The following is an 18732-nucleotide window of genomic DNA, read 5'->3' as shown; positions in this document are numbered from 1 at the left end:
TCACCCAACGAGTGTACGCGGAGTGCCCGTTTGAGCCAACGTCATCGCCCGGGCACCCGATCGGCCATGCCGGCGGCGAGCGCCTGGGCGTGCGCGGCCGGCAGAGCGGCGAGCAGTGCGTCGACGTCGGCGTCGGTCGACGAGTGGCCGAGGGTGATGCGCAGGGCCCCGCGGGATTCGCTCTCGCTGCGTCCCATCGCCCGCAGCACGTGCGAGGGTTCCGGCACCCCGGCCTGACAGGCTGACCCGGTCGACACAGACACTCCGGCGGCGTCAAGCAGGAACAACAGCGAGTCGCCCTCGCAGCCGGGAAAGCTGAAGTGGGCGTTGCCGGGCAGCCGGGTGATCGGGTCGCCGTTGAGTACAGCGTCGGGAGCGACCCGCGCCACACCGGCGATCACCCGGTCGCGCAGCGCGGCCAGGCGGGTAGCTTCGACGCCGCCCGCAGCCGGCGACAACGAGGCCGCCCGCTGTTCAACGGTGATGGCCGATGCCGCCACCGCGAACGAGACCGCTGCCGCGACATCCTGGGTACCACTGCGCACCTTGCGCTGTTGCCCACCGCCGTGGATGAGCGGCTCGACGGTCGTCGCCCGGCCGAGCACGAGCGCGCCGATACCGACCGGGCCGCCGACCTTGTGCGCCGATACGCTCAGCGCTGACACACCGGTGGCGGCGAGGGTGCGAAAGTCGACCGGAAGGTAGCCGTATGCGGCGACGGCATCGACGTGCACCGGAATGCCGTGGACTGCGGCGAGCGTTGCCGCCTCGGCAACGGGCTCGATGGTGCCGACTTCATTGTTGGCCATGATCACACTCACCAGCGCAACGTCCAGGGGGTCACGCGCAATGGCATCCGCCAGCGCGGCGAGGTCGATGCGTCCGTCATGGTCAAGCGGAATCCACTCGATGACGGCCCCGTCGTGCTGCGCCAGCCACTCCACCGTATCGAGGGTCGCGTGGTGTTCGCCGCCGGGCACCAGAATGCGTCGGCGCGGCGCGCGGGCCCAGTACAGGCCCTTGATGCCCAGGTTGATCGCCTCGGTGCCGCTGCCGGTGAAGACCACCTCGATCGGATCGCAGGCGAGACTCGTGGCCACGATCTCGCGCGACTCTTCGAGCATCCGCTTCGCATTCTGGCCCTGGCTGTGCACCGAGGCGGGGTTGCCGACGACGCTCATCGCTTCGGCGTAGGCGGCAATAGCGGCGGGAAGCATGGGCGTGGTCGCCGCGTGATCCAGATAGACAACCATGTCTTTCATTTTACAGTCGGGCGGATACCGGTGGTCGTCACGCTCCCCCCACACTGATTACTCTTGAATCCATGAGTTCCACCGACCCCCTGCGCAACCTCGGTGTGCGATTGACCAGCGCGGGCGGTGAACTCCGCGTCTGGGCCGAACACGCCGATGCCATGGAGTTGTGCCTGTTCGACGACACCGATCCGAACTGGATCATCAAGAGCGTGCCGATGGCACAGGACGTGCACGGCGTCTGGTCCGGCAAATCGCGCACCCTGTCACCGGGGCGCCGATACGGCATCCGGGTGTCGGGTCCGGCCAGCCCACAAAATTCGTTTCACCCGGAAAAAATCCTGATCGAGCCGTATTCCCGCGGTCTGGTGCGGGTGGGCGCCGGACTGTGGCAGTCCTCGGTGGTCGATGATTATTTCGACTGGAACGGCACCGCGAAGCCAGCCACCGCCCTCGACCACACCGTGGTCTACGAGGCACACGTGCGCGGCCTCAGCCGGCTCAATCCGCTGGTTCCAGCCGCGCTGCGCGGTACCTACGCCGGCCTCGCCCATGAATCCACCATCGGCTATCTGAAGGACCTCGGCGTGACTGCGGTCGAACTGTTGCCGGTGCAGGCCTTCGTGTCGGAACAGCGTCTGATCAAACAGGGCCTGATCAACTACTGGGGCTACAACACCCTCAACTTCTTTTCCCCGCACGCGGACTACGCCACCCAGGCGGCCCAGTCTGCGGGGCCGGCTGCGGTGCTGCGCGAGTTCAAGGGCATGGTCAAACTGCTGCACGAGGCGGGGCTCGAGGTCATCCTCGACGTGGTGTACAACCACACCGCTGAGGAGGGTCGCAACGGCCCGGTCACGAGCCTGCGCGGCATCGACAACGCGGCCTACTACCGGCAGGACGAGTCCGGCGCCTACATCGACGTGACAGGGTGCGGCAACACGGTCAACTTCAGCCACGACGTGCCCAAACGGCTCGTGCTCGATTCGCTTCGCTACTTTGCCAACGACCTGCAGATCGACGGGTTCCGTTTCGATCTGGCCGCGACACTCGGCCGTGACGGCGGCGTCGTCTACGACCGGGAGCATCCGCTGCTCACCGAGATTCGCGACGACCCGGAGCTGGCCGGCGTGAAGCTCATCGCGGAGCCGTGGGATGTCGGCCAGGGCGGCTGGCAGACCGGCAATTTTCCGCCCGGCTGGACTGAGTGGAACGACCGCTACCGCGACCGCATGCGGGACTTTTGGCTTACCGACATGAAAAGCCTGCGTTTGAGCGGCTCGGCCGGCAGTGGGATCGGGCGGTTCGCGACCCGGGTTGCCGGTTCCTCGAACACTTTTTCGAAGCAGCGCGGCCCACTCGCCTCGCTCAACTTCATCACCGCACACGACGGGTTCACCCTCGCCGACCTGACCGCGTACGACGTGAAACACAACCTCGGCAACGGTGAGTCGAACCGTGACGGCACCGACAACAACAGCTCGTACAACCACGGCGTGGAGGGGCCCACTCGCGACGTGACCATACTGGCCATTCGCCGCAAAGCCATGCGCAACCTGCTCGGCACCCTGCTCCTGTCAGCCGGCATCCCGATGCTCACCGCCGGCGACGAGTTCGGGCGCAGCCAGCGGGGCAATAACAACGCCTACTGCCAGGACAGCGAGCTGACCTGGCTGAACTGGAATTTCGACGACTGGCAGCAAGACCTGCACCGGGTCACCCGCCGTCTGCTGCAGTTGCGCCGGGAGAACCCGGCGTTGCGTCCGGTGCACTTCGGGCGGTTCGGCGAGACCACGCCGAATGCCAGCCAGCTCGACTGGTACAACATCGCCGGCGAGACGCTCACCGGCGACGCCTGGAACTCACCGACCGAGCGCACCCTGCAGTACATGGCGGCGTCGACACCCGAGCATGAAGACTCTAACCGCATCCTGCTTGTGATCAACGCGCGGGAGCAGGACGAGATCGTCACACTGCCCGCGCATGAGGAAGTGGATGCATATACGTTGCTCTGGGATTCCAGCCACGACGACCTGCGCGACTTGTGTCTCGAGCATTCCCCGGGCACTCCCCTGTTCGTTCCGGGTGCCTCGATGCAGCTCATGCGCGCTCATGGCGCGTTCGTGCCGCGCCGGTGACGCGACTGAACTTCGCTGGCGACGCTCGCAGAGGAAGGTGAAGAAGCTTGTGCGGGTTGAGCGGTCTGGATATCGCGGCGCGAACCGTCGATCACGTGTCCAGCGAGCTGCATTTCCAGGGCCGGAACTGTTTCATGCGGATGATCAGCGAATTTACTATCAAGTTCAGCGAAGCGGGCGGCCGCGCCGGTTCACAACGATGGTCGTGGCAGAGGTGAAGGTGTCGACGTGCGCGCTGCCCGCCGAGGTCACCGTGCCGTTGGCCCGGTGGTCGTATCGGGAGTTCGCGGCCGAAGCCATCACCCGCAAGGTCGTCGATTCCGTCTCGGTGTCCACGGTGCGTTGTTGGCTGCACGCGGAATCCCGTCCGGTTTAGACGAATTCGTGATTGGTGCTAACGAGAAATCGCAGCTTCAAGCCCTGACTCGCCGCGACCCACCCTGCCGCCAGCGCCGAGCCGGATCAGGTGTCAGCAGTTCGAATATCGACGCGGTGGGACCCTGGCTTACTTCGCCGCATACGACGTTCACCAAGGTCACGTCTTGGGTCGGTGCGCGCCCACGACTGGGATCGAGCCGTTTAACGCCCTCGTCGAGTACGTCATTTCTGAACCCTACGCGTCAGCGACGAGGGTGTTCTAAGTCGTCGACAACGTCTCCTCACACAACGGCACCCGGGCCATCGACCGCATGCACGACGCGTGGCCGAGGACTGAATTCGTCCACCTGCTCAACCACGCGTCGTGGTTGAACCAGGTCGAAATCTACATCTCGACGGACTCCTCACCACCCACGAAAGCCGCACTCTGGAACCCCCGACGGACTTACAAACTTGACCACTAGCGGCAGAACATTCAATATTTGCCGTAGCCCGAGTTGCCATTTACGCAAAAGTTTGATATTTTCTGACACAGATTGCGCGGCAACCGAGAAACGGACAGTACTTATAGGACTTAAGCCTCCTCATATTCTTTATCCTGATCGGAATCCTTGACCAGTAACGAGCGGAGTACCGTCGAGTGGCTACTTCCCCAGATTCTTCTTCTCTTCCCTATAATCGCACCTCGGCTTCCGAGAAGTCGCCCTTCCGTGACAGATCCGTCGATTCCCTCCGTGGCATTGCTATAATTCTTATGGTTGCCTATCACGTTATCGGCGGCATGCAGCTATCTAGCAACTCGGGGTGGTATTACTCATCTGACCTCCTTGTGGACCTGAGGATGCCGCTGTTTACGGCATTGTCCGGATTTGTATTTGCTTGGAGATCGCCATCAGACATAGGTTCCTATCGTCGACTGATCATAGGCAAAGCAAGACGACTCCTCGTACCTCTACTTACAGTCGGAACATTGTTCGTACTGGTGCAGAGTGTGACTCCAGGAACCAATTCGACCAGGCCGATTCAGGAGTTTTGGAAACTATATGTCTATGGGCTGGGACATTTCTGGTTCCTTCAGGCAATATTCCTGATTTTTCTCGTCGTTGGCCTTGTAAACCTGTCCGCTCTCGGTCGGAAATTTTCATTCGCTTTGGCCACCCTCACGATCACGTCTGGGATAGCCATCCTTGTCAACGTTCCGGCAGCGTGGGACATTTTCAGCATCAATAGGGCAATAGAACTCTTGCCTTTTTTCTTGCTTGGATATATCTCTTCTTCCTACGGAAGCATGTTATTGCCTGCGCGCGGTGCTGTGTTGGTATTGGCTGGTGCCCTGCTCGCAGTACGTGCCGCGGAGGTCTTCGGTGTGATAAATCTCCCAGCTTCTTCAAGCGCTCTTCTGAGTCTTCTACTAGGGCTCACGGGCATAACTGCTGTCGTAGCTTTTCGCAAACAGCTCTGCTGGCTCCCTCTAGCATGGCTTGGACACTTTTCATTTGCGATTTTCTTACTACACGTTTTTGGTACTGCGCCAGTGCGAATCCTGCTCAATACGATCGGGTTTGACTCAGAGATTCTGGTGTTTGTGGCATGTATGGCTGCTGGCCTTGGTCTTCCTATTCTCTTTGAAGTCACGCTCGGCAGATTCCCTTGGATCAGCTGGGCTCTACTGGGCCAGAAACCATACCGTTCACCCATCGCGAAGCCGCAAATCACAGGTCAGATTGAGAGTGTGCCAGCGCGTTAGGCTGCATGGGTGCTGGCATGGGTAAGGATTGGCCTCTATCGGGTCCCTGAGTGGTACGAGTGAGCGCCACGGTGCGGATGCCGATTGGCGCGAGTAGGCGTCGGTGTGAGTGTGGGTGAGCGCCGCCAGTAAGGCTCCTTCCATCACGTGACGGCCACGTGGTGCAAAGAGAATGGATAGTGGTACGAAAGATCAAGCCGAAACTGGTTTTGCAGTTTCGCAACCAAGGCCACTCGGGCCGAGCCATCTCATCTGGTCAAGGCATGTCCTGGCACAGCGTTCAGTTGGTGATCGATCACGCGATGGTCACGGGCGCCGCGTCCCGGGTCGACGACAGGGCCCGCCTGGCGGCTAGTTCGCGATGGCGACCAGGCCCATTTCGGCTGGGCTGATGAGCAGATCATTCCTCGGAACGACGCGCACGGTGTAGCCGAAGGCTCCGGCCCGGTCGAGTTCGACCGTTCCCGTGAACAGCGTGGCACCGCCGGCCGGCGTTTCCTTCACGAGTGCCGGTTCGAGCGCCTGAGTCGCCACATCGCGCAGTTCGTCGGTACCAAGGCTCTTGCCGTAGACAACCTCGACGGTCACGTCCTCAGCGACGAGTCCGCCGAGCTGCACGTGCGCGCGCAGGTGCAGGTCATCACCCACTTCGGGCACCGACGAAACGCCGCCCGATTCGACGTGGGTCACCGCAACCTGCGGCCAGGCCGAGACGATCTTGCCTTTCCACGCCGCCAGTTCACGTGCCGCGCGGTAGTTGTTCGCCGACATGAGGGCTTGGTAGTGCCCGGCCGGGCGATACAGACGCTGCACATACTCGCTGACCATGCGGTCAGCGGAAAGTGCCGGCGACAGGGTACTGAGAGTGTGCCGAATATTTGAGACCCATCGTTCGGGTACATCGTCACCGTTGCGTTCATAGAACATCGGCGCGACCTGGTGTTCGATCAGGTCGTACAGCGCCTCGGCTTCAAGCCGGTCGCGTTCGGCGGAGTCGCCGGCCGAATCGGCCGACGGAATTGCCCAGCCGTTCTTGCCGTCGTAATATTCCGGCCACCAGCCGTCGAGGATCGAGAGGTTGAGGGCGCCGTTCAAGGCCGCCTTCATGCCGCTCGTGCCACAGGCCTCCAGCGGGCGTAGTGGATTGTTGAGCCAGACATCTGTTCCCGGATACATGAGCTGGGCCATGGCGATGTTGTAGTCGGGTAGAAAAGCGATACGCGTGCGCAGGACAGGATCCGCCGCGAACTGCACGATCTTCTGGATCAGTCGTTTGCCCTCTTCATCGGCGGGGTGCGACTTGCCGGCGATGACGATCTGAATCGGATGCTCCGGGTGCAGCAGCAGGGCGCGCAGGCGTTCAGGGTCATGCAGCATCAGGGTCAAGCGCTTGTACGTGGGAACGCGGCGGGCAAATCCGATGGTCAGCACGTTCGGGTCGAACACCCGCCCAATCCAGGCCGGGGGGATACCACCCGGATTCTGGTCGCGCCAGGCACCCAGCAGACGGCGGCGGGCATCCTCGACGAATTGCAGGCGCATCCGCCCCCGCACCGACCACAGGTCTTGATCGGACACATCAGGGGAGGCCCAATTTGCCGTCGAGGTGTCGCTCGTGCCGAGCTTTGTGTTGGCGAGGCTCTTCAGCGCCGGGTCGGTCCAGCTCTGCGCGTGGACACCGTTCGTGATCGACGTGATCGGCACATCCGCGGAATCAAAACCAGGCCACAGCCCGTTGAACATTCTTCGACTGACCTCGCCGTGCAGGGTCGAAACGCCGTTGGCGTGCTGGCCGAGGCGTAATCCCATGATGGCCATGTTGAACACCTCGGAGGAGCCGCCGGAGTAACTCTCCGCTCCCAGCGCGAGCAGGTCCTCCACGTCAACACCGGGCAGCAGGTCGGTACCGAAGTACCGCCGCACGAGGGATCGGTCGAAGCGGTCGATGCCAGCGGCGACCGGGGTGTGGGTGGTGAAGACGGTTCCGGCGCGGGCCACCTGCAGGGCTTCCTGAAAGCTCAGTCCTTCGCCGATCAGGCTGGAGATGCGCTCGAGGCCGAGAAACCCGGCGTGGCCCTCATTGGTGTGGAATACTTCCGGCTCTGGCAGGCCGTGCAGTGAGCTCCACAACTTCACGGCGCGGGCACCGCCGATACCCAGCAGGAGTTCTTGAAGCAATCGGTGTTCGCCGCCGCCGCCATACAGGCGATCGGTGACCAGCCGCAGGTCGTCAGCGTTCTCGGGAATGTCGGCGTCGAGCAGCAGTAGTCGAACCCGGCCCACCTTGGCCTGCCAGACGCGGGCATGCAGCGTGCGGTCATCGGGCAGAGCAAGGGCAATCTGCACGGCCGAACCGTCGGCCCGACGCAGTACGGCCAGCGGCAGCCCGTCGGGGTCGAGCAGCGGGTAGCTCTCCATCTGCCAGCCGTCAGGCGAGATGGCCTGGCTGAAGTAACCGGCGCGATAGAACAGCCCCACGCCCACCAGCGGCAGGCCGAGGTCGGACGCGCTCTTGAGATGGTCGCCGGCCAGAATGCCCAAGCCCCCTGAATACTGCGGCAGGGCGGCAGCAATGCCGAACTCCGGTGAGAAATACGCTATCGCAGCGGGCTTTTCTCCCTCGAGCTCCTGGTACCAGCGTGACTGTTCGAGATAATCGCGCAAGCCGTCTCTGGTGGAATCAACCTGCGCTACGTAGTCGTGGTCCTGCGCCAGCTCGTCGAGGCGACGCGGGTCGACGGCGCCGAGCAGGGCGACCGGGTCGGCACCGATCTCGCGCCACAGCTCAGGGGCAATGCGCTCGAACAACTGCCGGGTCGGTTCATGCCACGACCAACGGAGATTGCCGGCAAGCTCCTCGAGGGCCGCGAGGGGCTCGGGGAGGACGGCGCGGACGGTAAATTTGCGGATGGCCTTCACGAGGTCAACCTTAGGGGTGCTGGGTAGCCAATATGTAATACCTCGATCGACGCGTGCGGGCACGCCCGGCCGAAGGGGAGCGCCATGGCCGCCGTTCACGCTACGGTCATGGTGTGGCCAAGACAGCAGCGAAAAAGACGATCCCGCCGGCAGCATCGAGCAGTGCTCGCACGACCGTGTCCGCGGATGCCGCGGCGGGGCGCCGTTTCCCTGCCGCCATTGGTCGAATCCCGGTTCTGGACCTGTCTCCGCAGCTGGGCGACAATCGCTGGCCGGTCCGCGCCTTCGTCGGCGAAGTCGTGCCGTTTGGCGCGACCGCTTTTCGCGAGGGGCACGACCTCATCGGTGTCGACCTGCAACTCACGGCGCCGGATGGCAGCACGACGCGGCACCCGATGGTGCTGCAGGCCGACGGCACCGACCGCTACGGCATCGAGGCGCAGCTCGATGTCCCGGGTCACTGGCAATATCGGGTGCGCGCCTACGCCGACGACTTCGCGACCTGGGAACACAACGCGGCGATCAAGATACCGGCGGGCATCGACGTCGAGCTCATGTTCACCATCGGCGGGGCTCTCCTGAGACAGGCCGGCCTCGATAGGGGCCGCCCAATCGCCGCCCGTCGCTTGTTCCAGGCCGCTGCCAAGTCGCTCGCCGACACTGAAAAATCGGCTACCGAGCGTTTTCTCACGGTAGCGGATGCTGCGCTGCGGCAGGTCATCGCTGCCCGCCCGCTCGCGGGCCTGGAGTCACTCTCAGCCGAACGCACGATCATCGTCGAACGGGCAAAGGCCGGTGTCGGTGCCTGGTATGAGTTTTTCCCGCGCTCTGAGGGCGCCGTTCGCCGCGCCGACGGCAGCTGGAAGAGCGGAACCTTTCGCACTGCAGCCACACGTCTGCCCGCCGTGGCTGCCATGGGATTCGACGTGCTCTATCTGCCACCGATCCACCCCATCGGGCAAGCCTTCCGCAAGGGCCCGAACAATTCGCTCACCGTCGCCCCCGGCGACCCAGGATCGCCCTGGGCGATCGGCTCGCCTGACGGCGGCCACGACGCCATCCACCCAGACCTCGGCACCGTCGCCGATTTCAGCTTTTTTCTGAAAAAAGCCGCCTCCCTCGGCATCGAACTCGCTCTCGACTTCGCCTTGCAGGCCTCCCCCGATCATCCCTGGGTGGCGGAGCACCCGGAGTGGTTCACGACCCTGCCCGACGGCACGATCGCCTTCGCGGAAAACCCGCCGAAAAAATACCAGGACATCTACCCGATCAATTTCGATAATGATCCCGCCGGTATCCGCGCTGAGGCGCTGCGACTGCTGCGCTACTGGATTAGCCTCGGCGTGCGCATCTTTCGCGTGGACAACCCGCACACCAAGCCGCTCGACTTCTGGGAGTGGCTCATCGCTGAGGTCAATGCAACGGACCCCGACGTGGTGTTTCTGGCCGAGGCATTCACCCGTCCGGCCCTCATGCAGGCCCTCGGCAAGGTTGGCTTTCAGCAGTCGTACACCTACTTCACCTGGCGCAACACAAAGAGCGAGCTCGAGGAGTTTTTCGACGGTCTCGCCACCGTTACCCCCGATTTTCTGCGCCCAAACCTGTTCGTGAACACCCCCGATATTCTTACCGAGTACCTGCAGTTCGGAGGCCCGGCGGCGTTCAAGATTCGGGCCGCGCTTGCCGCCACGGCCGCGCCGAGCTGGGGGGTTTATGCCGGTTTCGACCTGTTCGAGAACGTCGCCAGGCCCGGTGCTGAAGAGAGCATCGACAGCGAAAAGTATGAGTACCGGCCGCGTGACTGGAACAGGGCCGAGGAGCTTGGAAAGTCTCTCGCGCCATATCTCACGCTGCTCAACCGCATCCGCTCCGAGCATCCCGCGCTGGGCCAGCTGCGCAACCTCGACATCCACTCGAGCGACGATGACTCAATCCTCGTCTACAGTAAATTTCTCGACGCTGCCTTCACCGGCACAGGTCAAGCGGATGCCCTCATCATCGTGGCCAACGTCGACCCGCATTCGGTGCGCCAAACGGTGGTGCACCTCGATGTGACCCGGTTCGGCATCGCCCGCGGCGACAACTTCGACGTGCACGATCTAGTCTCAGGCATTACCTGGACCTGGTCGTCCGATAACTTCGTGCGCTTGGACGCTTTCACCGAACCGGTGCATATTCTGCACGTCACGCCACACGATCCGGCCCGGGTCCGCCCATGAGCGGCGGCAAGAACAAAGACAAAAAACACAAGAAACACGAAACCACGAGCGCGAAGGGTCAGGGAAAGAACATCGACGGCAAGAAGGCACAGTCCCCGAAATCCGGGCCCAAGAAAATCCAGAAGCACGCCGCCCCGATCGCACTGGTGCCCGATCACGTGCTCGAGGCCGTCGCCGCCGGCCGGTATTACAACCCGCACGAAGTTCTGGGCCAGCACCTCGCGAACCACGACGGTGCGTCAGACCCGGTCGTCATCGTCCGGGCACTACGTCCACTCGCCACCGAGGTGTTCGCCATTCTCGCCAATGGATCGCGAGTCGAGCTGACCCACCTCGCGCACGGCATCTGGCAGGGCGCGGACATCGTTGAACCCAGCGATTACACGATCGAGGCCCGCTATGAGAAGGCCCCGGCCTGGACCTGTGATGACCCGTACCGGTTCATCCCGACGCTCGGCGAGCTGGACCTGCACCTGATCGGTGAGGGTCGCCACGAACGGCTCTGGGACGTGCTCGGGGCCCACCACCGTCAGCATCAGGGTGTCGCGGCGTCATCCACCGGCACCTCCTTCGCTGTGTGGGCGCCGCACGCCCGCGCCGCGCGGGTGATCGGCGACTTCAACGGCTGGAACGGCGTCACTCATGCGATGCGAAATATGGGTAGCACCGGAGTATGGGAGCTGTTCATTCCGGGCCTCGAACTCGGCGCCAACTACAAGTTCCAACTGCTCGCGCAGTCCGGCGACTGGGTTGAAAAAGCCGACCCGATGGCCCGGCTGGCCGAGGTACCGCCGCAGACCGCGTCGATTGTCACCGAATCGCACTACGAATGGTCGGATGCCGCCTGGCTCGCTAATCGCAAGGCCAACGATCCCCACAACCAGGCTATGAGCGTCTACGAGATGCACGTCGGTTCCTGGCGCCCCGGCCTCGGCTACCGCGACCTGGCCGACGAACTGGTCGGGTACCTGCTGGAGCTGAGTTTCACACACGTGGAATTCATGCCCCTGGCCGAGCATCCGTTTGGCGGTTCCTGGGGTTACCAGGTGAGCGGCTACTACGCTCCGACCAGCCGGTTCGGTTCCCCCGACGACCTGCGCTACCTGATTGACCGGCTACACCAGGCCGGCATCGGTGTGATCATGGACTGGGTACCCGGCCACTTTCCCAAAGACGATTTTGCCCTGGCCCGCTTCGACGGCCAGGCACTCTACGAACACGCGGACCCGCGCCGCGGAGAGCAGCTGGACTGGGGCACCTACATCTTCGATTTCGGCCAGATGCAGGTGCGCAACTTCCTGGTCGCCAACGCGCTGTACTGGCTCGAAGAATTTCACATCGACGCACTGCGCGTCGACGCCGTCGCCTCGATGCTCTATCTCGACTATTCGCGCGAGGCCGGCCAGTGGGAGCCGAATAAATACGGCGGCAACGAGAACCTTGAGGCGATCAGCCTGCTGCAGGAGATCACCGCGACCGCCTACAAACGCAATCCGGGCACCATCATGATCGCCGAGGAATCCACGAACTGGGGCGGGGTGACGGCGCCGACCAGCGGCGGCGGGCTCGGCTTCGGCTTCAAGTGGAACATGGGCTGGATGCACGACTCCCTGGAGTACATGCAGGTCGACCCGATGTACCGGTCATACCACCACAACGACATCACCTTCTCGTTCATCTACGCCTTCAGCGAGAATTTTCTGCTGCCGATCAGTCACGACGAGGTCGTGCATGGGAAGGGTGCCCTGGTATCGAAGATGCCCGGTGATTCCTGGCAGCAGCTCGCCAACGTGCGCGCGTACCTCTCCTTCATGTGGGCGCACCCTGGCAAGCAACTCTTGTTCATGGGAAGCGAATTCGGTCAGCGCTCGGAGTGGAGCGAAGAGCGCGGACTGGACTGGTGGATGCTCGACCAGCCGGCGCACCGCGGCCTGTTCAACCTGGTGGCCCAGCTCAACCGGGTCTACCGCGACAATGCGAGTCTGTGGAGCCGCGACAACGACCCGGGGGGCTTTGAGCTCCTCGACGGCGGTGCCGCAGGCCAAAATGTCGTGTCGTTTCTGCGCTGGGACAACCACGGCGTTCCGGTCGCCTGCTTCTTCAACTTCGCCGGGCAACCACACACCGACTACCGGGTCGGCCTGCCGTTCTCCGGGGAGTGGGAGGAGATTCTCAACACGGATGCCGGCGACTTCGGCGGGTCGGGCGTGGGAAACCAGGGCGCAGTAGAGGCCTACAACGAGCCGTGGGCCGGTCGACCGGCATCGGCCACCCTGACCCTGCCCCCCCTCGCTGGCCTCTGGTTGCGCCTTCGCCGCTAGGCGCATCCCGCTCGGGCGCACACGGTGGAAATCAGTACAGAAGTGCAGTGAGCCGCGAACGGGTGGGGGGAACCCGTGGGTCGTCCTGACCGACGACCTCAAACAGCTCGAGAAGGCGCTCGCGGATCGTGTTGCGGCCTGCAGCGGGCTGGGCCGGGAAGAGTCCCAGCAGGCGATCGAAGGCATCCTCGATGTGACCCCCGGATAAGTCGAGGTCGGCGACCAGCAATTGTGCGTCGAGATCGTCGGGGGCGGATGCCGCGCCGTTGCGAATCTGGTCGATGGTCTTGCCCTGCAGCCGGGCCAGCAGGCTCACCTGGGCCAGGCCGGCAACGGCCATCGTGTCGTTCGGGTTTTGCGCCAGTGCGGTGCGGTACTCACTCTGAGCGGTGGCATAGTCGCCGGCTTCGATCGCCGTGTAGGCCTCCAGGTGGTGCGGCGGCAGGGGCTCGGGTGCCGCGGCGACGGGTTCGACGTCCGCGTCAGCGGCCTCGGCCGTACCCGTCACACCCTGCTGCGCTGCGAGCTCCAGAACACGACCGAGCACCTCGGTGATCTGCTCTTCACCGAGCGGACCGTTGAAAAGCTGCACTGGCTGACCGGTGATGACGGCGGCGACCGTCGGCACGGACTGGGCCTGGAATGCCTGGGCGAGCTGCGGATTCGCCTCGATGTCGACGCGGGCCAGCACGAACTTGCCGGCGAAACCCAGAACGATTTTCTCCAGTACGACCAAGAGCTGCGTGGAGGGTTCACTCCAGGATGCCCACAGCCCCACGATCACGGGAACGCGAGAAGACAACTCGAGCAGTTCACCAAAGTTGGCGTCGGTACCATCGAGAACGAGGCTCGGAAGGGTGAGCGCGCCGGAGGGTACAGCCGCCCCGCCGGCCACGGGCGCGCCGCTGCTGGCCGCCGGGGTCGTACCCGCCGGGGCACGGTTCACGAGCGAGGACAGGTCGACCGCTCCGCGCAGGTTCGATCCGAGAGGGGGCATATTCGTCATGGGAGCTCCGCTGATGTGATGAGGCCCTGGGCAAAGCCCAGAAGCACGATTTTTTCGCTAGAACCGGCCGTGGGTACGTAGAACAGCAGTTGATCGCGGTAGGTGTTTTGAAAGCCCTTGGCCGTGGTGGTGATGCCGGAGAGCGCCTTCGTGGCGAGGGCATCGGCGGCCGGGCCCACCGTGGCCCCGGCATCGACCGGTTTGACCGTTTCCGTCTCTGTCATACTCACCGCCACGATGCTGCCGGAGTCGTTGGTCGCCAGGGCTACGGCCTCGTCGGTGCCCGCAGCCGCCGCGAATTCGATCGAAGCGGTCGACGGCAAGGCGGCGATCTTGGCCGCGTTCAGGTCAGCAACCTGAACGCGAAAATTATCCCCCTCGCTCTCGAACAGTCCGAATGAGGCGCTCGCCTCGCCCTGCAGCAGGATGTCGGCATACGCTGCGGCCAATTCGTCCGGCGGCAGCAACAACAACTTGTTGTCCGGAGCGATGGCGGGGGCACCGACGATGGCCGGCGCCACCTTAGGAACGTGCGCCGACTGCTCCAGCGCGAACAGATATTCCACTTGATAATTTGTGCGGGGCGATTCCTGCTTGAGGATGACCGCCATGGTCGGGATGCTGGGATCGTTTTCGTCTTGAATGACCGTCATGACAACACGAGGCCAGGAATTCGTCTGCTGCGGCAGTGTAAACGTCAGTGGTGCACCAGCCAGAGCAATCAGCGGGGCTACTGCCGGATCGACGGCACGAATCTTGTAGTTGGCCAGTCGTTGTTCCAGGGCCGGGCCGGTGAACCTTGTCGCAATAGTCTCAGCGTTCAGGCTCGTATCGGCGTCCGCGGTGAGCACCGAGATCTCGGTCATGATCGTTTCCAGCTGGGAGACCGTGACGGCTGGCGGCGGCAGCTCAGCGGCAGCCTCGACGGAATCAGTGGGCTGAGGCGTCGGTGTTGGCGTCGCGGTGGTCGTGCTAACCGTGCTGAAATCGGGCCACAGGTCGGCCGAACAGCCGCTCAGCGCGAGGCCGGACACCACGATCATGGGAAGAATGGCCACCCGGCGGGCGATCCCCCGCCGCGAAGTCGTGATCTGACTGGCCTTGATGGCTTTTGGACGTGGTGCGCGCGGCAAACGCGGCATGCGAGGACCGCGGGGGACATTGCGACGCGGCCTGCGCGAGCGACGCAGATGCAGCAGGGCCAGCACGTACAACACCAGGCCGGCCAACAAAAGCAAGGCACCACCAGCAAGCAGCGGGCCCGCCCACGGAGTGGAATTGTCGGACGCCCAGGACAAACGGATGCTGGACGGCGCCGGTTCGATCCCGTCCGACGCGACGAGCACCGAAATACCCTCTGGCAGGGTCAGCGTGGTCGTCACAGACTTCGTGCCGGTGTACTCCTCGAGCCACAGGTCTGAGCCGGCCGGATTCATGATCGCGGCGGTGGTATCCGCTGTGGGGGCATCACCCGCGGTTCCCTCGCCATCATCGGCGGCTACGGCGTCGGTGACGGTGGAAGTGAGCTCTCCCGTTTTCTCACTGAGGGCGACAGTGGCATACGCGTCGTCCGCTATCCAGGCCGCGACGTCTTCGGAACGCCCGTAGGCGAGGAAGATCGGGCCATCTCCGCGCACGTTGATGGTCTGGCTGCCCGTCGACGCTGAAAGCGCGCTCGGATCTATCACGGTGTATTTCGTGTCGCCGGTGACGGAAGAGGTCAGGGACGTAAATGCGGGCTCAAGGAGAACGGTTCGCTGGGCAATGCCGAGAACGATCATCACCGCAGCAAGCACGAAGGCCACAATGGCAAGAACAAAACGCACGTATCACCCTTCAGCTTGTGGCTGGTTCGGTACTGTTCAGTCACTTTGGCTGACTCCTATGCCTGAAAGCGCTCAGACACAGACCTTTTACGTTACTGCCTTCTCCTGAGAGGTGCCTAATAGCGCCAGAGACCCACCGTCGAATGCACGGGAACTCGCGGTGGCGCCAGCAGACTAAAATTGGGGTGTTCCCCGTCATGCATGATCCATCGAGGGCCGGGGCCCCATTTGTAAGGAGTAATACGTGTCTGACGACGAAGCTGATTTCACCCAGGTATTTCGCGGCTACGACAAGGACGAGGTCGCCAAGGCCATCCAGTCCCTGCGTCGCGAACTGATTCAGGCCAACACTCAAAACGCCGAGGCCGGCCGCGAGGTCAAACGGTTGGTAGCGCGCATTGACGATCTCAACGCTGAGATCGAAGAGGTTGGCAGCCCCACCTTCTCCGGCCTCGGGACCAAACTGGAGAATACCCTTCGCGTCGCAGAAGAGCAGTCCACCCGAGTCATCGCCCAGGCCGATATCGACGCCGAAAAGCTGCGCGCTGCAACAACCGACGAGGTGCAGCTGCTTCGCCACAATGCCCTCGAGCAGGCCGAACGCACCCTGTCCGATGCCGCCGTCAAAGCACGTCGGGTACTCGATGACGTGCGAGTAGAAGCTGATGACGTGCGCGCCCGCGCCCAGGACGACCAGGCACAGGTCGTCCAGGATGCAGTGCGCGATGCCTCGCTGATTCGAGGCGCCGTCGCCACCGAGGCTGCCGAAGCCCGGGCAACGGTCAAGCGTGAGGTGTCGGCCATCCGCTCTGAAGCCGATCGTGAAGCAGCAGAAGTGCGTGTGGTGGCCCAACGGGAAGCTACCGAGGCTCGTGAGATCGCGGCGGGGCTCACCCACGAAACCGAACTCACCCGCGCCGAAGTGGCCTTGGAACTCGACCAGCAGCGCGCTGACCTGCAGCGCGAAACCGAACAGGCCCGCGTCGATCTGGCCGCCGAGACGGAGCAGGCCAGGGTCGATCTTTCCCGGGAATCCGAGCAGGGGCGGCTGGCCGGCGCTCACGAGGCAGACCAGGCGCGCACCTTGCTCGCCGCCGAGGTCGAGCAAGGGCGAATCGATCTGGCCCGCGAGATCGAACAGGCACACGCGGTGACAGAGGTGGAACGAGAGCAGGCCCAGACCGATCTTGCTCGCGAGCTCGATCGCAAACGCGCTGCTCTGGCCCGCGAGATCGAGCAGGGCCGCGCTGCCCTCGCTGCCGAGGTTGAGCAGGCCGCCGCTGACCTGGCTCGGGAAAACCAGCAGGGCCGCATCGACGCCGACGCCGAAGCCGAACAGGCTCGCATCGATCTGGAGAACCACCTCACCGCCACGCGCAAGAAGGGTGAGCACGAGGCGAGCCGCCTGGCGAGGGAGATCGATCAGGCGCGAGCCGACTTCGACGTCGAGCTAAAAGCCCGCCGTGATGAGGCCGAGCAGGGGCACCTCACCCGGCACCAGGAGGCCGTGGCGCAGACTCAGAAGTTTCAAGTGGATGCCGCCAGGCAGCTTACAGAGACGAGCGAGCGCACGGCCGAGCTGCGTACCCTCAACGAGCAACTCGATGCCGGCGCCCGCGAGGAGGCCAAGGCAAACAAGGAACTTGCCGAAGAGAACGCCGCAAGCATTCTCCGGGACGCGCACACCACCGCTACTGCTCTGGTCACCGACGCCACAACACGCTCACGCACCCTCGTGGCAGATGCCGAAGACCGGCTGTCCCAGATTAGAATTGAGCGCGACGCCGTGGCCGGGTACTTTGAAAGCTTGCGCAGCGTTTTGACCCAGGCAGAACGGGTCGCAGCCGAGTAATTCCCCGTCCTGGAGCCGTCACGTGAAAATACTAAATGCCTTTCGGTTTGGACTCGTCGGAACAGTGGGTGTTGGGCTGGGCTTACTGATCATCACCTCGGTAATCACCCTGCAGACGATCATCATCTATGTCGGGGCCGCGCTTTTCATCGCGCTCGGCCTCGACCCGGCCGTGTCCTGGCTGGAGAAGAAGAAGTTTCCGCGCTGGGCGGCGATTCTGACCGTGGTCGCAGCGGTGCTCGGTGTTCTGACCGGCGTCATATTCGCGATCGTGCCGATCATCGTTGGCCAGGTATCCAAGCTGTCCAAGCTCGTTCCGGAACTGGTGCGGGGGGTGAACACCTCGACCTTCCTGGACGATCTGAAAAAACAGTTCCCCGGTCTCAACATCGACGAAATCACGAAGACCATCACGGATTTTCTCGGCGGCAACCTCACCAACATTACGACGACGGTCGTTCAGTCTGGCCTCGCCATTGTCAACGGTCTTTTCGGCGGCCTCATCATCCTCATTCTCACGCTCTACTTCACGGCCTCGCTGAACAGCATGAAACGCGCCACCTATCAGCTGGTTCCTGCATCCAAGCGGGAGCGCTTCACCAATATCAGTGAGCAGATCACCACGGCCGTCGGCCGCTACATCGTGGGGCAAGCCGCGCTGGCCTCGGTCAATGGCGTGCTGAGCTTCATCTTTCTCTCGATCATCGGAGCTCCGTTTCCGGCGCTGCTCGCCTTCATCGCCTTCCTGCTGTCGCTGATTCCGCTTATTGGTACCATTTCGGGTTCGGTCATCATCGTGCTGACCTGCCTGATTCCCGAGATCGGCAGCTCGCCGCAGACAGCGCTGGCCGCAGCGATCTACTACCTCATTTATATGCAGGTAGAGGCATACGTGCTCAGTCCGAAGATCATGAACCGGGCCGTGTCGATCCCGGGCGCCGTTGTCGTGATCGCTGCTTTGGCCGGGGGCAACCTGCTCGGCATCCTCGGCGCGCTGATCGCCATCCCGGTCGCAGCTTCAATCATCCTGATCGTCAAACAGGTCGTCATCCCCCGCCAGAACGAACTCTGAA

At 63.2% G+C, this 18732-nt stretch carries 11 protein-coding genes; 7 read left to right on the top strand and 4 right to left on the bottom strand.

The features are described 5' to 3' along the window. Positions 1–41 precede the first annotated feature (41 nt). Positions 42–1253 (bottom strand): cysteine desulfurase family protein, encoded by a 1212-nt coding sequence (locus E3T51_RS05975; protein ID WP_134528777.1) that lies wholly within the window; start codon positions 1251–1253, stop codon positions 42–44. 71 nt (positions 1254–1324) lie between these two features. On the opposite strand from E3T51_RS05975, the gene glgX reads away from it, so the two are divergent. The 3 genes from glgX (at position 1325) to E3T51_RS05965 (ending at position 5516) form a co-directional block, all read left to right on the top strand. After that, a complete protein-coding gene (gene glgX, locus E3T51_RS05970) occupies positions 1325–3391 on the top strand; it encodes a glycogen debranching protein GlgX (protein ID WP_134528775.1) in 2067 nt (688 codons plus the stop codon). A gap of 205 nt (positions 3392–3596) precedes the next feature. Continuing rightward, positions 3597–3767, top strand: a complete 171-nt coding sequence (locus E3T51_RS16710) for a hypothetical protein (protein ID WP_166806397.1) — start codon at positions 3597–3599, stop codon at positions 3765–3767. A 642-nt stretch (positions 3768–4409) separates the two neighbouring features. Continuing rightward, on the top strand, positions 4410–5516 hold the full coding sequence (locus E3T51_RS05965; protein ID WP_166806396.1) for an acyltransferase family protein: 1107 nt from the start codon (positions 4410–4412) through the stop codon (positions 5514–5516). A gap of 351 nt (positions 5517–5867) precedes the next feature. On the opposite strand, the gene glgP is transcribed toward E3T51_RS05965, so the two are convergent. After that, entirely contained in the window at positions 5868–8435 is a 2568-nt protein-coding gene (glgP, locus tag E3T51_RS05960; protein WP_134528771.1) for an alpha-glucan family phosphorylase, read from the bottom strand. Between the two features lie 113 nt (positions 8436–8548). Here glgP and E3T51_RS05955 point away from each other — a divergent pair, with 113 nt between their 5' ends. Both E3T51_RS05955 and glgB read left to right on the top strand, forming a co-directional pair. After that, a complete protein-coding gene (locus E3T51_RS05955) occupies positions 8549–10654 on the top strand; it encodes an alpha-1,4-glucan--maltose-1-phosphate maltosyltransferase (RefSeq protein ID WP_420898414.1) in 2106 nt (701 codons plus the stop codon). Further along, the gene (gene glgB / locus E3T51_RS05950) at positions 10651–12975 is read left to right on the top strand and encodes a 1,4-alpha-glucan branching protein GlgB (protein WP_134528769.1); all 2325 of its coding nucleotides are present in this window, start codon (positions 10651–10653) and stop codon (positions 12973–12975) included. Before E3T51_RS05955 ends, glgB begins: the two co-directional genes overlap by 4 nt. Positions 12976–13006: 31 nt before the next feature. Here the strand turns inward: glgB and E3T51_RS05945 are convergent, their stop codons facing one another. Both E3T51_RS05945 and E3T51_RS05940 read right to left on the bottom strand, forming a co-directional pair. After that, on the bottom strand, positions 13007–13981 hold the full coding sequence (locus E3T51_RS05945; RefSeq protein WP_134528768.1) for a tetratricopeptide repeat protein: 975 nt from the start codon (positions 13979–13981) through the stop codon (positions 13007–13009). Beyond that, entirely contained in the window at positions 13978–15807 is a 1830-nt protein-coding gene (locus E3T51_RS05940; RefSeq protein WP_134528766.1) for a DUF8094 domain-containing protein, read from the bottom strand. The genes E3T51_RS05945 and E3T51_RS05940 overlap by 4 nt, the downstream gene beginning before the upstream one ends. A 244-nt stretch (positions 15808–16051) precedes the next feature. On the opposite strand from E3T51_RS05940, the gene E3T51_RS05935 reads away from it, so the two are divergent. Further along, positions 16052–17659 (top strand): coiled-coil domain-containing protein, encoded by a 1608-nt coding sequence (locus tag E3T51_RS05935; RefSeq protein ID WP_134528764.1) that lies wholly within the window; start codon positions 16052–16054, stop codon positions 17657–17659. A gap of 22 nt (positions 17660–17681) precedes the next feature. Then, positions 17682–18731, top strand: a complete 1050-nt coding sequence (locus tag E3T51_RS05930; protein WP_134528762.1) for an AI-2E family transporter — start codon at positions 17682–17684, stop codon at positions 18729–18731. Position 18732: the final 1 nt, after the last annotated feature.

Origin of the sequence: Cryobacterium serini, from assembly GCF_004404025.1 — a bacterium.
GTDB classification, from domain to species: domain Bacteria; phylum Actinomycetota; class Actinomycetes; order Actinomycetales; family Microbacteriaceae; genus Cryobacterium; species Cryobacterium serini.
Note: the sequence above shows the minus strand (reverse complement) of the source record. Positions and strands in the feature narration are given on the sequence as shown.

What these genes read in the sequence shown, in the direction of transcription:
- E3T51_RS05975 (WP_134528777.1), bottom strand. Translation starts at nt 1,253, where the DNA reads ATGGTTGTCTATCTGGATCACGCGGCGACCACGCCCATGCTTCCCGCC.
- glgB (WP_134528769.1), top strand. Translation starts at nt 10,651, where the DNA reads ATGAGCGGCGGCAAGAACAAAGACAAAAAACACAAGAAACACGAAACC.
- glgX (WP_134528775.1), top strand. Translation starts at nt 1,325, where the DNA reads ATGAGTTCCACCGACCCCCTGCGCAACCTCGGTGTGCGATTGACCAGC.
- E3T51_RS05945 (WP_134528768.1), bottom strand. Translation starts at nt 13,981, where the DNA reads ATGACGAATATGCCCCCTCTCGGATCGAACCTGCGCGGAGCGGTCGAC.